This is a genomic window from Pedobacter sp. KLB.chiD (assembly GCF_047040275.1).
Taxonomy (GTDB): domain Bacteria; phylum Bacteroidota; class Bacteroidia; order Sphingobacteriales; family Sphingobacteriaceae; genus Pedobacter.
In genome coordinates this window covers 2,858,609-2,875,422 of sequence record NZ_CP178207.1, presented here as the reverse complement: position 1 = coordinate 2,875,422, position 16,814 = coordinate 2,858,609, and the positions used below count along the sequence as shown (strand labels likewise).

The following is a 16,814-nucleotide window of genomic DNA, read 5'->3' as shown; positions in this document are numbered from 1 at the left end:
TCTTCGGCTTGAACTTGAATTCTAGCCATCGTAAAGAAAACAACGATTAGTTTTGATTAGCCGATGTATGATGCCTGTATTTTATTAGAAAATGAGATGATATCTATCTCGCTGATAGCATAATGAAGGATTAACTCCGTCCGGTTTTAATTGTTTTTGTCTTTACGAAACCGATAAGTTCATCACGGTAATTTTCACCAATGGTTAGTAAAAGATCGTTTTTCATTCTTACCAGATTATTTTCTATTTCCTCCAGATAGTTTCTTGATATGATAAAAGACCTATGAATTTGAATAAATGAGTTATTGTGCTTGAGTATTTCTTTCATTTTTGTAAGGGTTATATGCGCAACAACAGTTTTCTGGGTAGTGTATATCGAAATGTAATTCTGAATGCTTTCTATTGCCACAATTTCATCAAATCTGATTTTTACCAATTTTGATTTATCATTTTTACTTTTAATAAAGAAATACTGATCATCAGTTTTTTTCTCCGGGGTGCAGAGCAAACGCCTGCTGTGTAATTTATGTAGCACCGAAGCAAAATGACCCATTGAGAAAGGTTTGAGGAGAAAAGCATCAGCCTCAATATCAAATGCATCCAGTGCATACTTGGAATGGGCTGTTGTAAAAATCAGGTTTCTTGTTTTATCACGGATAATTTTGGCTAAATCTATTCCTGAAAGACCCGGCATCTCAATGTCCATGAAAACCATATCAAGACTATTACCTGAAGTAATGTGTTTCATCGCTTTAATGGGGTCTGTAAAGCTTTCTAAAAGCTCATAATCGTCGAGCGAGGTGAGATAATCACGGAGTAAATCTAAGTTTGCAGGATCATCATCTACTGCAATACACTTTAATTTCATACAGGGGAGAGCTATTTCAACCAAATATATAATCTGTAGCGATAAATAACAAAAAAAAAGCAGTTTCATCATACATTTTATCCTGTTTATATTACAAATACTGCCTTTATGCGTAACAGTGAAGTTTCGATATATAAATTTTATGCTATTTGACGCATCTTCGAATTTAAGTTTTCCCTCATTCCAACAAACTAAATACACATGCAGTGTATGGCCTTTCGTTCTGATACGTTCAGCTGGTTTAACAATATAATCAACAAATAAAATGAGTAATCTACTATAAGATATTAAAATGAAAGATGACTTCAATCAAAAATTAAGATTTATTTTAACCGTTTTAGCCATTGTTAGTGGCTTTTCGAAATTAAGTGCACAAGAAACCCTGCAAAGTGTAACAGACAGGGGCAATACCACTAATAATGGACTCAGAATTAATTCTTCGGTTGATATAGGAGATGCTTATGATCCATCAAGATACGGTTTTTTGCAAGTTGCACGCCCGGCTAACCAGGGAAATTTGTTCCATATATCGCTAATCAGAAGTAGTAATATGGTCTATGGTTTAGGTTTCCTGAATAATTCAAGCACTTTTGGCTTGCAGCCGGGGGGGAGTAATGCAACAACTGAAGGACTTTTTATGCTTCCATCAGGTAATATAGGTATCGGCAATCAGGATCCAGCTTTTAAACTTGATGTGGCAGGTCATATCAGATCTTCCGGCACCCTTTATGTTTCTGCAAACAATGCAACTGGAGGTGGTATAAAGCTAGCTGATGATGGAGATATTGTTGACTTGAATGACAGTTGGGCAACTCATCGTTTCAGCTACGGAATTAGGATCAATGATGCCAATTCAGGTGGCGTGCCTGTAATCCAGCTGTCTAATGGGAATCATCATCCCACCTTTTTTGGCTCAAACGGATTTGGTATTGGTACGCAGAGTCCTCTTGCCGCATTTGAAGTTTCGGGTGCAGCTGTATTTGGGAGTAACATCAATCCAAATTCCAGCATTGGGAACCTGGGCTATCTGAACGGGACAGGAAAATTGTTAATTGGTTTAAACCGGTCAGGTGGCAGGGGAGAGGCAAGCTTTATTGCGAACCAGGGAGCCGGCTCTAGTGGTGGATTTACTTTTTATAACCATAATAACCAGGGTATTGAAAATGAGCTGATGACCATGAATGGAAACGGAAATATCGGAATTGGTACATCATCGCCCTCAACAGCTTTGGATGTAAGAGGGATTATTAGTACGCCTGAGATTGCTTTTCGAAATGCGGATGGAGGAGATGATTCAGACCCATACCGGTTAAGGAAAGTTCAAGGGGGGTCGAATTCCAATTGGTTAGAACTTCAGCTTAACGATGATGAAACGGAATCTTTCAGGATTTATGGAAACTCGTGCGTAGGCTATGGCTGTGGAAACTACAGTGGAAATCTGTATCATTCCTTCGATGCAATGGGGAATGTTTATCATAAAGGCAATGTAGGTATCGGTACAACTGCACCAAGCGAAAAATTAACCGTTAATGGTAAAATCAAAGCTAATGAGATCCGCGTGGATGGCCAGGGTGCACCAGATTATGTTTTTGAAAAGGAATATAAACTCGGAACGCTGAATGAATTGGAAAATTATATTAACAAGAACAAACACCTGCCTGAGGTACCGTCAGCTGCGGAATTTGAACGTGATGGAATGGCTATTGGCGAAATGAATAAATTGCTATTGAAAAAGATAGAAGAGTTGACCTTGCATTTGATAACGCAGGAAAAAATAATCCACAAACAGCAAACCGATATCGATGAATTGAAAAGAAATACCAGGGTAAAAAGTATAAAAAATTAAAGCTTATGAAAATCAAAGAAATATTGCTTTATATGATATTGATGTGCAATTCGACTGTTGTATTTTCGCAACAGTATGTTCATTTCTTAGCCGATGCTGGATCCATCAATAAAAATAAAACGACAGGTCGAAATAAGATAAATATCTATTCGTTACGGGATATCAGCGTAACTACAGATCATTCGCCACCCGTTGTTTCTATGAGGACATTTGTTGGCCCTTATGCATTGAGTACTTATGTTCCCGGGAACACAGATTTTAATACTTATCAGGAACCTGGTTTATATGAATTTGAAACAGCAGGAGGGTTCTTAACCAACACACCACATGGCACAGTAACCAGTTCTAATTTTAAGGTAATCAGCTTAGGGCAGCCTTCCAGAAATGCCCAGCTAATGTTTGAAACTGCCAGTAATGCTGTATGGGTAAGAAATAACTGGGATTGGGGTGCCGGTATACAACATACACCTTGGGATCGTTTAGCCTTGGTTTCGGAACTTGGGAATTCAGCTTTTATAGGGTTTGCTTATGATGCTAATCCTTACACGATGGCCAGAAGAGACGAAGGAGGGCATTTAAAGGCAAACTATTTTAGAACTCAGGCAATGCTTGAGGTTGGTGCGACGGGACTTACAGGCATTTTTGCCTCTTCAGGAGATGAATTCGTTCGAAAATTTGATGTAACCAGCGTTCGTAACTTTCTTGGAATTCCATCACAAGGAGAAACATTTGCCAGCGTTACTGCAAGAGATAACCATACCTATAGCAATTTAGCATTGAGTAAGGCAGATACCCCTAATCCCAATAATACGGGGGTTGACCGTGATTATGGTAGCTTGGGTTTCTTTAATTCTAATTTTGCCCTGGAAAATGCAAGGGTAGAAGCTTATTACGGAACTGGCCAGTATGTGGACAGAGGAGGTTTGAAATTTTACACCCGTGATGGCGATGGGTTAAAGACCAGAATGACCATATGGCCAAACGGCAATATTGGAATTGGTACTTCTACACCAAGTGAAAAATTAACCGTTAATGGTAAAATTAAAGCTAATGAGATCCGCGTGGATGGCCAGGGTGCACCAGATTATGTTTTTGAAAAGGAATATAAACTCGGAACGCTGAATGAATTGGAAAATTATATTAAACAGAACAAGCACTTGCCTGGGGTACCATCAGCTGCGGAATTTGAACGTGATGGAATGGCTATCGGCGAAATGAATAAATTGCTATTGAAAAAGATAGAAGAATTGACCTTACATTTGATCGTGCACGAGTGTAAAATGAATGAGCAGACAGAAATATTAATCAAACAACAAAAGGAAATATCCGAACTTAAAAGAAAGATCAAATGAAGCATTTTTACATCTTAATCTTCGTTTTTTTTAGTAGTATAAACCTGTCTGCCCAGCAGTTCAATTTACCTGCTGATGGGAAATGGTATCTGGTGGCCAAAATTGGAGGTCAGCATACTGAATTTGAATATACTTATAAACATACCACAGCGCACACTCCATCACTGGTTTCCGGTAGAATCCAGTTTATTAATTCACAGAATTTTTCTATCCAGGAGCATCATAGCATGGGGTATGCAAGATGGCTGCAGCCTCAGTTCGCACTATTAAATTTTGGAGGAGAAAGCCAAATATGGGTAAAAGCAGCACCAAGCGCTGATATGGGAATTTTTAAAGTGAATAACATTTTAGCAGGATCATTAGAACTCGGTTCCACCAGTGACGATAACTTAAATGATAATGGTGCCATAGTAACTATCTATAATAAGATAAGGGACAATGCTCATACTTATGTTGGCAACCTGAATGTGATGGATGGGAACGTGGGTATAGGAACTGATTTACCCTCTGAGAGGCTTGTGGTAAATGGTAAAATTAAAGCTAATGAGATCCGCGTGGATGGCCAGGGTGCACCAGATTATGTTTTTGAAAAAGAATATAAACTCGGAACGCTGAATGAATTGGAAAATTATATTAAAAAGAACAAACACCTGCCTGAGATACCATCAGCTGCGGAATTTGAACGTGATGGAATGGCTATCGGCGAAATGAATAAATTGCTATTGAAAAAGATAGAAGAGCTGACCTTGCATCTGATTCAAAAAGATAAAGCCCTGATTGTCCAGCAAAACGATATCAATATACTGAAAAAGCAGGCAGAAGATCAAAAGCAAATACTTTTAACATTACGGGCAGAGGTGATACGACTAATAACCAAACAACCAAAAAGAAAATGAAAAAGTAGCAATTATTTTAACGAGACTTTAATATAAAAAACAATTTAGAAATAATAAAAAGTGATGGTTCCCATGTTTATAGGCGTATTACGCAATTGCGATGACCAGGCATTTATTATTTTTTTAAAAAATCAGATTTACATATTATGGGTTTCATCAAACATTAGGTCGCTTTCGTCAGCAGAAAGTTACGGTTTGTGGAAAAGGGCTTTGTTGAGCTTTTTTGCTGCTAATTTTATGATGATATTCGAAAATGAGTTCTCCAGCTCATAAACCAAACAAATTAACGCCTTATTGATGTCTATCCCTGCTATTGCCTAATGGTGTGGAAAGCGTTGATAAAGCAACGCTAAATAACGTATGAACAAAGCCCTAATAACAGCTACTGTGCTGGTCTTCTTCTGCCTGCAATCGGTGCAGCTTTTTGCGCAGCTTCCTTCAATAGGGCAGGCTGCTGCAGACAGCCTGAAATCGGGCAAGCAGAAAATTCAGAAATTAGATTCTCTGGCTTTACAGAAAATCAAAACAACGAAAAGAGCGATTGTCTCACAGGTGAAGGAAAGTTTTAATCAACCAGGTTTAACCGGATTGGTAAAAAAAGATTCCCTTAAAAAAGTACCTAAAGGAGAACCCGTAAATATTTCAGCAGAAGCAACAGCTAAATATGTTAAAACGAAGCAAAGCCTTATTGATACACTTAAATTTGGGAAGCAAAAGCTATCTAAAGCCGATTCTTTGGCGAAGGACAAAATTCAGGCTGCTAAAAAATCGGTATTGGCCCGGGCAGAACAGCGGGTAAAACAATCTGATATTGCTAAGCTATTTAAGAAAGATACGATTAATAAGGGCAATAAAATACAACTTAGTGATGTTTCTGTAGGAAATGAAACCCAGTACATTAAAACGCAAAATCCTGCCAATGGTAAAAACCTGTTGAACAACGTAACCTTTGCGGGGCAGCTAAAAATATACAATATCCCAATCGATCTTTCTTTGGCAAATAATTATACGTCCATGCGCGATTTCAGGTTCGATCAGGGCAATCTTTTTAAATTCAATTTACCTAAACCCAGCTTTAACGAGTTTTTTAAGGCCGACTTGGATAAGTATCGTAATCTGCGTAAAAAGATGTTAAGCGGACAAACTGCCGAATCTTTTCTCCGTAAAAAGATACAGGATAAAATTGCTAAAAACATCGATCTTTCTGCTTCCCCAAAACTGCAGGCCTATTTAAACAATCCACAAAATTTAAGGAGCATGCTTAAAATGGATGAGTTGGAACTGAAAGGAAAATTGAACGAGTTTACGGATGAAATTAAAAATCAGACACAGAATGGGGGCAGACAGCTTAGCCAAAATGGGCAGGATTCGCTTACCAACCTTTTAAATGCTAAAAAGCAGGAGCTGTTTACCGAAATCCAAAAAGTGCAGCAATCGGTTTACGAGAGCGGTCTAGATCCCGAAAAACTCGAACTGCTCGAAAAAGTTGCCCAGGGTAAAATCTCACAAAGAGAACTGGAGGATTTCTTTGTATCAGAACTTTCTAAAGGAAAGGATATGGGATTTTTACAAAAAAGTTATGCCCGGCTGCGCGAATTTCAGGCTGGTAATTTTGGTCACCAATTGCCCGGTAGTTTCCTTAATCGGGATCTTTTCTTAAATGGATTCCATTTCTCCTTACGTACGGCAAGGGGACCTGTTAGTGCAGGCGTAAGTACAAACCGTGATCTTAACTCATCAAAAGATGCTGGTTTTAACTCTTCTACCTATACAATTCCGAAATTGTATAGTTATTTAAGTGTACCTACTACCAACTTTTCATTCGGCTCGGGCAAGCTTTCATGGGTGGGTACTTATGATCGGCAATTTAATGGTAACATTGGCTTTGCACAAAGTGCTTTGCCACGTAATAACATGGTATTTACCCTTAGCCAGGCCTTTAATTTTAGTAAAGCAGGTACGTTCACTTTCGATGTTTCTAAATCTTCTACCCAGTACAAAGAGCTTGCTGCATTTGGTCCGGATCAGTTAATGATAGATAGAAATACCAATGGAAATTATTTCAGGGATGATTTTCTTCAAACCATGTCTGTTGGGCTTAACCACTTCATTGATGCTAAAAAGCTTGGGCTTAGAAGTACTGTATTTGTTAACTATGCCGGATCAGGCTTTCAAAACCCAGGCCAGCAGAGTATTGGCAACCTCAATTTAAGGTTTGGCGGTAATATCCGTAAAAATTTCTTTCACAATAAAATAACGCTTTCAGTACGTTCCGATTTTAAGAATATGCCGGTCAGCGCAACCGATAATTCGCATTGGAGCAACCACAATATTCAGCTCGATTCAAGATTCCGGGTTTCAAGATCAACCAGTTTAGGTATAAAATATATTGATAACGGAGTGGATAAAGTATCGCAGGGCAATACACCGGTTTATGCGGCTAAAAAATTCCAGCTTGATCTCCATTCAAATTATAAACTTTTTGGTCAGCGCGGTTTTAGCCATGTAAGTGTAGCACAGCAGGAAATTGCCAATCCACTATCGTTGGGCAATTCGAGTTTGATGCAATTAAACTATGTACAGACTGTAGTATTTAAGAACTTTTCACTTTCAGGGAATGTATTTTACAACCGCGAGCTTAATGCAAACACCATATTAGGCAATATGCTAAACTCAGATGCTTCTTTGCAGTATCTTTTATTTAGGAACGTTTCCATGTCTAGCGGACTAAGTTATCTTGATAATCAAAATCTTGCCCGCCAGGCCGGTATTAAACAAAGTATTCAGTTTATGCTGAAGAAACATTTCGATATCTCCGCTTACGTAGACATTCGCAAAAACCTGATTACCCCAACCTATCCCGATCTTTTTTCGACCAACAGGGGAGAGTTATCTATACGTTATTATCTCGACAGACAATGAGCAAGCTTAAATTAATAGTAGTCGTTTTTTTTATTTTCCGGGTCTCCAGCCTTTGGGCGCAAAGCAGTATCGTATTTGTTCCTGAGGTTTATGGTAATACCCTTAACGGACTTTTCCGGGCATCTATCTATAATCCATCGGGAGTTAAATCGGTAAGGATGAACATTACCGTGAGGGAAGCCCGCGCCGGAAAAATCGCTGCCATACAAACTGAAGCATTCACCATTGTACCGGGGAACAATATCATTCCGCCGGGTGTGGCCCGTACGGCCAGTGTAGCCATGGCGCAGAATGCAACGGCAAATTTTATCAGGCGTAACCAATACTTTCCACAGGGCGATTACGAGTATGAATTTAATATCTATTCAGCCTCTTCAAGTCAGGAGATTATTATCGATCAGACTTTTAATAATGAAATTACCCCTCCGGCACCACTGGATCTGATTGAGCCTTACGATCAGGATCAAATCTGTGAAAAACGCCCGTTACTTACCTGGCAGCCCTCTGTACCCAAGGTTGATGGTTTGCTTTATCAGGTCATGCTCGTAGAGATTAAGGATAAACAAAATGCTGTTGAAGCGCTAAACTATAATTTGCCGATTGTAAACCAGAAAGGGGTAGTGGCCAATTTGTTGGTTTATCCACCAAATTCGAAAGAATTGGTTGCAGGTAAAAAATATGCCTGGCAGGTAAGCGCCTACCGCGATCAAACTATCATCAACAGATCAGATATCTGGTCGTTCGAAGTAAACTGTCAGGATAGCGTAAATAATGTGATTCCTACCGATCATGGATATCGGGATATAGAGGATTTGGTTAAGGGCAATTTTTATGTGGCAAACGGGCAAATCAGGTTTGCACTGATTAATTCCTATCATGACCAGCCGCTTAAATACACTGTTCTCTGCATTAATAACCCCTCAAAAAAGATAAAAAAACTACCGAAGTTAAGGCTTAAACGTGGTCAAAATAAAGTTAATATTGATTTGAGCCATAATTTTTCATTTGATGATAACTATTCCTATATCATGAAAATTCAAATGCCAGATGGCAGTCAGAAAAGTTTAAGATTTCTTTATAAACAACCTGCAGAATGAGAAGGTACGCTATAATAATTTTATTTGGTATCATTTCCTGTACTGCTAAGAGTCCATCAGGTCAGTATTTCGATAAGGACATTAAGGTAATGGCCCAATTAAAAAAAACAACATCAAACGATAGGATGCAGACCTTTATGGTTAGGGTATTTCCTGATCAAAAAATTATGGAGCATGGAAAAGAACAAATTACCGAATCTTTTCTGTATCACGCTGACAGTTGCTTTTATCTACTTAAAAACAATGCAAAGTTATATCCCGAATATGTAGAACCCATAGCCAATGGGATAAAAGGAAGTTACGAATTTCTTGTAGGATTCAACAACCAGGACCTTTCGTCAAAAGAATATACACTGATTTATCAGGACCAAATTATTAATAAAAAAAAATACGTTCTCACGATTAAATAATATGGGTTATACTTTAATTAATAAGACCAAATTTATTGCTAAGTTTTTGCTTGTACTATGGCTTCTGCAGATTTTTCAGCCATTAGCTGTATATGCGTTAACCACCGGGCCGGCCCAGCCGGAAGCACAATCTTTTCAACCGGCAGGTGTTTCAGACATGGTAGATTTGTTTAGCGGTGATTTTAAATACAATATCCCACTTTTGGATGTTGATGGCTATCCCATCAATTTAAACTATCAATCGGGGGTGGGCATTGATGATGAAGCCAGCTGGGTTGGTTTGGGCTGGAACCTGAACGTGGGCGCCATTAACAGGCAGTTAAGAGGCGTACCAGATGATTTAAGCGGAGATGAGCTGGTAACAGAACAATATACTAAGCCAAAAATAACGGTGGGCGGTAAATTAACCGCTAAAGTAGAGCTCTTTGGAAAGAATACGGCTTTTAAAGGTGGAGCCGGAATAAACGGCTCTCTCACTCTTGGTATTTTTAGTGATAATTATACGGGTATAGGTGCCGAAATCGGTGCAAATGCCGGTATGTCTTTTTCATTGGCTAATGATGGCCAGCTTACAGCAGGTTTGGGGATCGGTATTTTATCCAATACCGCTTCTGGAGTAGATGTTACACCAAATGCATCGTTAGCTATATCCGCATTTAAAGAAGAAAAGACCCTGGTAAACGCAGGTTTCAGTTCCTCTTTAGGGTACAATAGCCGCTCAGGTTTAAAGGCATTAAGTTTTAATAAGAGTTTTATGAGTTATAATACCTCTTCATCCATCTCTTATAACACTGAACCTGTAACGCCGAAAATTCAGGTGCCTTATACTTCAGAATATGGTTCTTTTAGTGTAGACGTTGGTGGAGTCGTTTTTGGCGTTTACGGGAGTGCAGGCGGAACAGGTTATAAGAGTGAAAGGTATATCTCTAATGGAGGCAAATTCAGAAATCCGGAATATGGTTATTTGTATTCAGAGCGCGGTAAAAATCAAAAAAAAGCTATACATGATTTTATCAGGGAAAAAGATAATCCGGTAATACCAGAATTGCCTAACCTGGCATTGCCCATTGCTACACCTGATGTATTTACCTATAATAGTCAGACGGGCTCGGGCCAATTCAGGCTCTACAGGGGTGGAACAGGGATATACTTTGATAATGAAGTTGCGGATAATAGCAGAGTTAGGAGCCTTGGTGGCGATATTGGATTTGGTGCTTATGCACATGGTGGGGTAACTGTTTTTAATCAATCTACCTCACTTGTAACCAGAAAATGGACTAACGATAACAGTTATCTTAAAAACGGTGATTTTCAGGATGAACCCACAGCTAATCCGGCCAGGCAACATGTTTTCTTTCGGGATGCAGAAGATAAGAATATTGAAGACAGCGCCATGGTATCAAAGATATACGGGGCAACTCCGCTTTCGATTTCAACGTCCAATAAAACAGCGTCACAGAGTTTTAGCACCGTAAATAACTTTGGTAGTAATGTATCATTACCGGCTAACGAAAAAATTGAGAAAGATAAACGCCAGATTCAGCGCACATCAATATCATATTTAACAGCTGGAGAAGCATCTATGGCCGGTTTAAATAAAACAATTGATACCTACAGTTTTATAGATGCACAAACTTTTGATCCAAATAATATGGGAACAGGGGCAGTGTTGCCTGCACGCGTTTCAAGGATTGATACCTTAAGGAAAAAACACCATATCTCCGAAATAACAGTAACAAACGCCTCCGGACAACGAATGGTTTATGGCATTCCCGTATATAATAAACGTCAGGAAGAAATTTCATTTGCAGTAAACAATGCCGGAAATAATGGTACAGGAAAAGTTGACGTGCCTTTAAATGGCAATCAAATTCTCCATGAAAATCAGGGGCTGGATAACTATTATCATCGGGATATTCAACCTGCATATGCTTACAGCTATCTGATCAGCGGAATTTTATCTCCCGATTATGTAGATAAAACCGGTGATGGAATCAGTTCGGACGATAATGGGACCGGCATTAAATTTAACTATAGCAAAATTGATTCCTACAAATGGCGTACTCCTTTTGGCAATAAGAAAAACGGAGGTGCACATGTGCCCGAGGGAAGTTTAAACAGGGGCTTATTAGCCGATCCGGATGATGACAAGGGATCTATCGTTTACGGAGAAAAGGAAATCTATTATGTTCACTCGATCGAATCAAAAACAAAAATCGCCTACTTTCTTACCGAAGACAGGCTTGATGGCCTGGGGGTAACAGATTGGAAAGGTGCTTTGGATGCCGGCACAAAACAAAAATGTTTAAAAGAAATCCGCCTGTATTCAAAAGAGAATTTAAGTAAGCCTATTAAGGTGGTAAAATTTGAGTATGGATATGATTTATGTCCGAATACCCCTAACTCTATCGCAAGCGGTGCAGGCAAATTAACCTTGAAAAAAGTTTGGTTTGAATACGGAAATACACACAAGGGTCAATATCACCCCTATGTATTTACCTACAACTCTAAAATAAATGGCATTGACATCCCTTATGGAACCATGATGACTGACCGTTGGGGTAATTATAAAAATCAGACCAATCCCGGAAATTTAACAAATGAGGAATATCCTTATGCTACACAGGATAAAGCTTATGCAGATCAGGCCGCTGGTTTATGGCACATCAGCAATATCGAATTGCCTTCTGGTGGAAATATCGGAATAATGTACGAAGCAGACGATTATGCCTATGTGCAAAATAAGCACGCTGCAGTGATGGTTCCCTATAGTTTTCCTGATGGCACAACTTTAGCCAATGCCATTGCTATACAGCTTAACGTAGATGCTGATCCGCCGTCGGGCCAGAACCAAACCCAATGGTTCAAAAATACCTATCTAAATGGTTCGGATTATATCTACACAAAATCGCAGGTTAAGGTAGGTACCTCAAATGCACCCTCCAGTAATAATGGAATCGATTTTGTATCCGCATATTGTAAAGTTACCTCAGTTAATGTGAATTCGGGCATAGCAAAACTAAGTTTAGAGCAAATCGCTGAAGGTGGACCAATAACTAACCCCATTCGTTTTGCTGCCTGGCAAAAGATGAAAAACGAATATCCGAAGTTTGCCTATCCAGGCTATGAGAACAGGGTAGGTGATAATCAGCATACAGGCGTTGCTGCAGCTGTAAACGCAGTAATGAACGCTGCAGGAAACCTTAAAGAACTCCGTGAAAATTTTTATCAAAAAGCAACACGTAAAGGTTATTGCAGTGCAGTAGAAGGGGGCAAGGCTTTTGCACGTATCAGTTTAACGGCATCGCCAAAATTAGGTGGGGGCTCCAGGGTTAAACAGGTTACCGTAAAAGATGAATGGGATACATTAACCGGAACCAATGCCCCTAAAGGGATTTATGGCCAAAGTTATGAGTACACAACCACTTCGGGTAACGGAAAAAAAATAAGCAGCGGGGTAGCTACTTACGAACCATCTATTGGTAATGATGAAAATGCTTTGAAACAGCCGGTTCCATATATTCAGAAAATAAAGGGAGCAATTAATAATTATTTTGAACTGGAAGCACCTTTTGGCGAGTCCCTGTATCCATCGCCCGGTGTTGGGTACAGTAAAGTAATCATTAAGGACCTTGAAGCCGGTGGAAGTTTACCGTCTGATCACATCCCCAAAACCGGTTATGTTGTAAACGAATTTTATACCGCCAAAGATTTTCCGGTAAGGGTTAATGTTTTGCCCTTAAAAAAATACAACCCAAAACCCCAAAGTAGTTATTCTCTTATCAAGACCAGTAGTGTGGAAGAATTGGTACTCGCTCAAGGCTATTGTATAGAACTGAACGATATGCATGGAAAACCGAAGGCTAACCGTATATATAACAATGCTGGAGTAGATATATCCTCAACTGAATATAATTATCAGGTTGAAAACCAGAATGCTGTTGAGAAAAGATTAAAGAATAATGTGAGTATTGTTGCACCAGATGGAAATGTTAGTGCTGGTGTAATTGGAAGGAATATAGAGTTTTATACCGATTTTAGGGAGCAGGAAACAAACAATTCGGGGCTGGCGGTAAACTTAGGGGTTGATGTAATCCCTTTTATCTTCGCACCTTTAGTTATTCCGCATTTTCCGGTGAACAGCAATAATGAGTACAAGTTATTCAGATCGGCTTGTGCTGTAAAGGTTATTCAAACCAATGGTCTAATTAAAACCGTCATAAAAAAGGAGAACGGTTCTTCTATTGCGGTAGAAAATGTAGCCTATGATGGTGTAACAGGAGAAGCACTACTGACTAAAACGCAAAATGAATTTAATAAAGATTATTACTCGCTTAATTTACCCGCTTACTGGGCCTACCGGAAAATGGGAGGAGCCTACCAGAACCTGGGGATGATGCTCAAAAATGTGTCCCTGAACAATCTATATGAAATTAATGATACGTATTGGGCCTTGTTAACACAGGGAGATGAATTAATTAATTTGGGAACAGGGACGCATTATTGGGTTATCGATAACCGAAGTACAATTTATTATGGTAACCCTACAGATCCTAATACAATTGCGGCCAACCTCCTGGAACCATCAAAAATACTGATTGACCGCAACGGTAAAGTGTTAAAATCGATTACAGGTGAAGGAGTAGCCAAAACTTTTAAAGTAGTGCGTTCAGGATTTAGAAATACTTTATTGGCCTCAACCGAAAGTATTGTATCAGTTAATAATCCGATAAAAAACAATAAACTTAATATTAACGGCGATTTAAGTCAGTTAAAGGTAATATCTGCATCGTTAACCACTTACGATGATGAATGGCCGGTTGATGCACAAGGGCAGGTTACAGAGCGTATTGAAAACACCTCATTTAATTTTATTTTCAGATTAGTTGGAAATCATGTTGAACACGGAAGGCTAGGAGTTCGTTTTTATAATCCTTATGACCCCTATTGTGAAAATTGTACGAATGAATATCAGGGAAATCCAGACTATTATTATAATTCTGGCAATAATTACCTCAATACCAGAATGGCTTCTATTGGTATATTTCCAAACAGATATCAAGGTGAAGATTTACCGGCTTTATCTGAGGCAGTTGGGTTTTCATCAACATTTAATGCCGAGGTAAGTAAACAATATTATATCGGCTTTGCCGGTGATGATAGAATAACCATTACTATAGATGGTAATGTGTTCCAACCTGGCTTAACCAATATAGGGCAAAGTGATTATTGGAATATTTTTCCATTGTATCTGGAAGCCGGAACGCATAATATCGAAGTTGAAGGTTACAATGTGCCTAACTGTTGCCATAACTGGAGTCAAAACCCAGGTTCTTTAGGCGTCGAAATTTACGATAACACTATTGGTCAGATTTTTGCATCTTCTGCCGGTAACCCGCCAAAAACGATTTTTACAACATTAAATCTTGCAAATACAAATGAGATTCAAAGTTTTAGATCGCTCAATGCACCTAAAACATGGCACTTTACCTATAGTACCTTTTACAACCCTTTTGTTCAAGGACTAAAAGGTAACTGGCGTCCGTATCAACAGAAAGTATTTCAAGAGAACAGAGCTTACGATAATATTTTTACGTTAGGCAAAAAAGGAATGAATACAACCAATGCCGGTTACTTAAAAAGTTTTAAGTCTTACTGGACCACTGGTAGTCCTTGGGTATACCTGGTAGAAAACTTCTGGGAACCGAAATGGATTACCTCCAATATCATTACTCAATACGATAAATATGGTCAGGAGTTGGAAAATAAAGATGCCTTAAACCGATATAGTGCTGCAAGTTTTGACTTTAAGGGTGAATTACCATCGGCAGTGGCATCAAATGCCAGAAACAGGGAAATCTATGTCAATAGCTTTGAAGACCGCAACCGCCACGCGGTTATGCCAGATTCTAATATCGTGAAAGAGTTTGTATCAAAACCATATAACCAACCATTATATTCGTCACTTTCTGATTTGGTATCACACACTGGTAAACATAGCCTGGCATTGTCAACTGATGGAATTATGCTTTCTACCGTAAAGCATAATAAGGAACAAAAAAACTCACCTTACTTAACAAGAAACACTAACGGTGAATTTAACCTGCTTAATCATTATGGTTTATTGCCTCGGGGTTTCGAGCCTGTACAGGGCAATGAGTACGTATTTAATGTCTGGGTTAAGGATAATCAGCCTACCAATAAAAGTGTCAATATAAGCGCTTATTACCAGGTGCCATATTATAATTATAGTTATCCGGTAACATTAAACTTTAAAGCCCTTGTAGAAGGATGGAAATTGTTAGAAGGCAGAATAGATACAAAGGTAAACGGATATTCAAAAATGGATTTGGTACTGAAAGCCAACTATGGCGGAATTTACATTGATGATATCAGGATCTATCCAAAAGATGGCCTTTTAAAGTCATACACTTATGATAACCGCAATTTTAAACTCATGGCCGAGTTGGATGAAAATGCATTCGCAACCTTTTATGAATATGATGATGAGGGATCGTTAGTTAGGGTGAAGAAAGAAACCGAAAGGGGCATTGCTACCATTAAAGAAAACCGCTCATCTTACAGAAAAAAGAACTAATGAAAACCTTACATAAAAAACTATTCTTTTCGTCAGTTGGCCTTGCGGCTATCCTTTTTGTTGCCATTGCCAGTGCAAAAATAGCTGCGAATAAAAGCGAAGCAATGGCAATTGTTGTACAAGATACTGTTGAAACGATTAATATCGATACCGCAAAACTGAAGTTATTTGCAATGGCTGGTAAAGCCATCGATTTTAATGCCGGCGAACTTACCTTATCAGGTACCTTAAGTGTTCACGATGGGAATGATAGTTCGGTAAATGTTGACAATGCCGCTTATTGTTTTATTAAAAAAGACAGTAGTTTCTACTATAAGATGAATTTGGTGGAAATGATCAATACGAATACTTATTGTGTGCAGGTAGACGGACAGCAAAAAAAAATAATGCTTTCGCCTCATAAAAGCATAAACCCGCAATTCATGTTCCCCCAAATAGAAAAGCTCGTTTCAAGCTTACGCGAAGAAAGATATCGTGTGGTAGAAATGACTGCTCCGGAAGGGTTTCGTAAAATATCCATTATCAATCCACATCATGTAACCTGCAAAGAATATAGCATCACTTTTAATCGCGATACCTTTAAGCCAACCGAAGTTTTTATCCGGTTAAGTAACCTGGACGATCCTTTAAATTCAAAAATGGATAAAACCATTTTGATGAGATATTCAGAAAGGAGCAACCTGAACGAAACTGCGTTATTGTCCATAGAACGGATACTGGCGAAATCAGATCACGGATTTAAAGCTGTTCATGACTATACAGGTTACGAAGTAATTGAGATAGGCCGTTAATTAGCTTGACACCTGCCCTTCAATTAGAAGAGAA

Annotated in this window: 9 protein-coding genes; 8 read left to right on the top strand and 1 reads right to left on the bottom strand. The window is 38.8% G+C overall.

What is annotated here, in order from left to right; translation table 11 throughout:
• Nucleotides 1-130: 130 nt before the first annotated feature.
• Nucleotides 131-868 carry a LytR/AlgR family response regulator transcription factor gene (locus tag ACK1I8_RS11785; protein ID WP_412465585.1) on the bottom strand — a complete coding sequence of 246 codons (738 nt, stop codon included), beginning with the start codon at nt 866-868 and terminating at the stop codon, nt 131-133.
• Nucleotides 869-1,160: 292 nt separating this feature from the next.
• On the opposite strand from ACK1I8_RS11785, the gene ACK1I8_RS11780 reads away from it, so the two are divergent.
• The 8 genes from ACK1I8_RS11780 (at nt 1,161) to ACK1I8_RS11745 (ending at nt 16,780) form a co-directional block, all read left to right on the top strand.
• Nucleotides 1,161-2,714, top strand: a complete 1,554-nt coding sequence (locus tag ACK1I8_RS11780; protein ID WP_412465584.1) for a hypothetical protein — start codon at nt 1,161-1,163, stop codon at nt 2,712-2,714.
• A 5-nt stretch (nt 2,715-2,719) separates the two neighbouring features.
• A complete protein-coding gene (locus ACK1I8_RS11775) occupies nt 2,720-4,066 on the top strand; it encodes a hypothetical protein (RefSeq protein ID WP_412465583.1) in 1,347 nt (448 codons plus the stop codon).
• Nucleotides 4,063-4,962: a hypothetical protein gene (locus ACK1I8_RS11770; RefSeq protein WP_412465582.1), complete on the top strand. Its 900-nt coding sequence runs from the start codon at nt 4,063-4,065 to the stop codon at nt 4,960-4,962. Before ACK1I8_RS11775 ends, ACK1I8_RS11770 begins: the two co-directional genes overlap by 4 nt.
• A 360-nt stretch (nt 4,963-5,322) precedes the next feature.
• Nucleotides 5,323-7,884 carry a hypothetical protein gene (locus tag ACK1I8_RS11765; RefSeq protein ID WP_412465581.1) on the top strand — a complete coding sequence of 854 codons (2,562 nt, stop codon included), beginning with the start codon at nt 5,323-5,325 and terminating at the stop codon, nt 7,882-7,884.
• Complete coding sequence (locus ACK1I8_RS11760) at nt 7,881-8,981, top strand: DUF928 domain-containing protein (RefSeq protein WP_412465580.1); 1,101 nt, start codon at nt 7,881-7,883, stop codon at nt 8,979-8,981. The genes ACK1I8_RS11765 and ACK1I8_RS11760 overlap by 4 nt, the downstream gene beginning before the upstream one ends.
• Nucleotides 8,978-9,391: a hypothetical protein gene (locus ACK1I8_RS11755; RefSeq protein WP_412465579.1), complete on the top strand. Its 414-nt coding sequence runs from the start codon at nt 8,978-8,980 to the stop codon at nt 9,389-9,391. Before ACK1I8_RS11760 ends, ACK1I8_RS11755 begins: the two co-directional genes overlap by 4 nt.
• Before the next feature lies 1 nt (nt 9,392).
• Nucleotides 9,393-15,989 carry a hypothetical protein gene (locus tag ACK1I8_RS11750; RefSeq protein WP_412465578.1) on the top strand — a complete coding sequence of 2,199 codons (6,597 nt, stop codon included), beginning with the start codon at nt 9,393-9,395 and terminating at the stop codon, nt 15,987-15,989.
• The gene (locus ACK1I8_RS11745; RefSeq protein ID WP_412465577.1) at nt 15,989-16,780 is read left to right on the top strand and encodes a hypothetical protein; all 792 of its coding nucleotides are present in this window, start codon (nt 15,989-15,991) and stop codon (nt 16,778-16,780) included. The genes ACK1I8_RS11750 and ACK1I8_RS11745 overlap by 1 nt, the downstream gene beginning before the upstream one ends.
• The last annotated feature ends 34 nt before the right edge of the window (nt 16,781-16,814 follow it).

What these genes read in the sequence shown, in the direction of transcription:
- ACK1I8_RS11785 (WP_412465585.1), bottom strand. Translation starts at nt 868, where the DNA reads ATGAAATTAAAGTGTATTGCAGTAGATGATGATCCTGCAAACTTAGAT.
- ACK1I8_RS11780 (WP_412465584.1), top strand. Translation starts at nt 1,161, where the DNA reads ATGAAAGATGACTTCAATCAAAAATTAAGATTTATTTTAACCGTTTTA.
- ACK1I8_RS11775 (WP_412465583.1), top strand. Translation starts at nt 2,720, where the DNA reads ATGAAAATCAAAGAAATATTGCTTTATATGATATTGATGTGCAATTCG.
- ACK1I8_RS11770 (WP_412465582.1), top strand. Translation starts at nt 4,063, where the DNA reads ATGAAGCATTTTTACATCTTAATCTTCGTTTTTTTTAGTAGTATAAAC.
- ACK1I8_RS11765 (WP_412465581.1), top strand. Translation starts at nt 5,323, where the DNA reads ATGAACAAAGCCCTAATAACAGCTACTGTGCTGGTCTTCTTCTGCCTG.
- ACK1I8_RS11760 (WP_412465580.1), top strand. Translation starts at nt 7,881, where the DNA reads ATGAGCAAGCTTAAATTAATAGTAGTCGTTTTTTTTATTTTCCGGGTC.
- ACK1I8_RS11755 (WP_412465579.1), top strand. Translation starts at nt 8,978, where the DNA reads ATGAGAAGGTACGCTATAATAATTTTATTTGGTATCATTTCCTGTACT.
- ACK1I8_RS11750 (WP_412465578.1), top strand. Translation starts at nt 9,393, where the DNA reads ATGGGTTATACTTTAATTAATAAGACCAAATTTATTGCTAAGTTTTTG.
- ACK1I8_RS11745 (WP_412465577.1), top strand. Translation starts at nt 15,989, where the DNA reads ATGAAAACCTTACATAAAAAACTATTCTTTTCGTCAGTTGGCCTTGCG.